At 65.1% G+C, this 1,039-nt stretch carries 2 protein-coding genes; both read left to right on the forward strand.

Going from position 1 to position 1,039, the window contains the following annotated elements:
- The coding region (locus JCM13995_RS15110) for a glycoside hydrolase family 3 protein (protein WP_162230975.1) at positions 1-476 on the forward strand (476 nt) is incomplete at its 5' end.
- On the forward strand, positions 434-949 hold the full coding sequence (locus JCM13995_RS15115) for a glycoside hydrolase family 3 protein (protein ID WP_162230976.1): 516 nt from the start codon (positions 434-436) through the stop codon (positions 947-949). The genes JCM13995_RS15110 and JCM13995_RS15115, both read left to right, overlap by 43 nt.
- The last annotated feature ends 90 nt before the right edge of the window (positions 950-1,039 follow it).

Consider the following 1,039-nt stretch of genomic DNA (forward strand, 5'->3'; position numbering starts at 1 on the left):
CCTCCAGCTGGGATCCGCGCCTGCTGGTCAAAATGGGCGCGGCAATCGGCGAAGAAGCGCGGTCGATGAACGTCGACGTCGTGCTCGGCCCAGGCGTCAACATCAAGCGCAACCCGCTGGGCGGACGCAATTTTGAATTCTTTTCAGAGGATCCGCTGCTGACCGGTGCGCTGGCCACCGCGTGGATCAACGGCCTGCAGTCAAAAGGCGTCGGCGCCTCCCTCAAACATTTTGCCGGCAACAGCCAGGAAACTGACCGGCTGCGCTCGGATTCGCTGATCGACGCCACCGCCTTGCACGAGCTGTACCTCGAGGCGTTTCGCCTGGCCGTCACCCAGAGCCAGCCGGAAACCGTGATGATCGCCTACAACCTGCTGAACGGCACGTACATGAGCGACCACGAGTACCTGCTCAACACCGTGCTGCGCGGCCAATGGGGCTTCAAGGCGCCGTGGTGTCCGACTGGGGGGCGCTGAACGACAAGGTCAAAAGCCTCAACGCCGGCACCGACCTGGAAATGCCAAGCTCCGGCCACCTGTTCGACAAGCCGGCCCTGGCCGCGCTGAAAACCGGCCAGCTGGACCGCGCCCGCCTCACCCGGGCCGTGGCGAACATTGCCGCCATTGCCGACCGCAAGCGCCCAGCTTTTACCGGCGACCGCGACGCCTTGCTGCAGTCGCATGTCGCCCTTGCCCAGAACATCGAGGAAAACTCGGCCGTCCTGATGAAAAATGACGGCACCCTGCCGCTGCAACCGGGCCGCAAGCTGGCCGTGATCGGCGCTTGGCCGACCAGACGCGCATTCAAGGCGCGGGTTCGTCGCACATCACCACGCCGCAAAGCATTTCCATCTTGGCAGGGCTCAAGGCGGCCGGGCATGAGTTCGCCTATGTGGCTGGCTATACGCTGGACGGCCAGGCCGACCCGGCGCTGGTCAAAGCGGCCGTAGCCACCGCGAAAAAGGCCGAAGATGTGATTGTCGTGCTGGGGCTGCCGGCCACCGCCGAGGCGACCGGACATCCATGGCGCTGCCGGCCGA

It is taken from the genome of Lacticaseibacillus camelliae DSM 22697 = JCM 13995, assembly GCF_001311195.1.
GTDB classification, from domain to species: domain Bacteria; phylum Bacillota; class Bacilli; order Lactobacillales; family Lactobacillaceae; genus Lacticaseibacillus; species Lacticaseibacillus camelliae.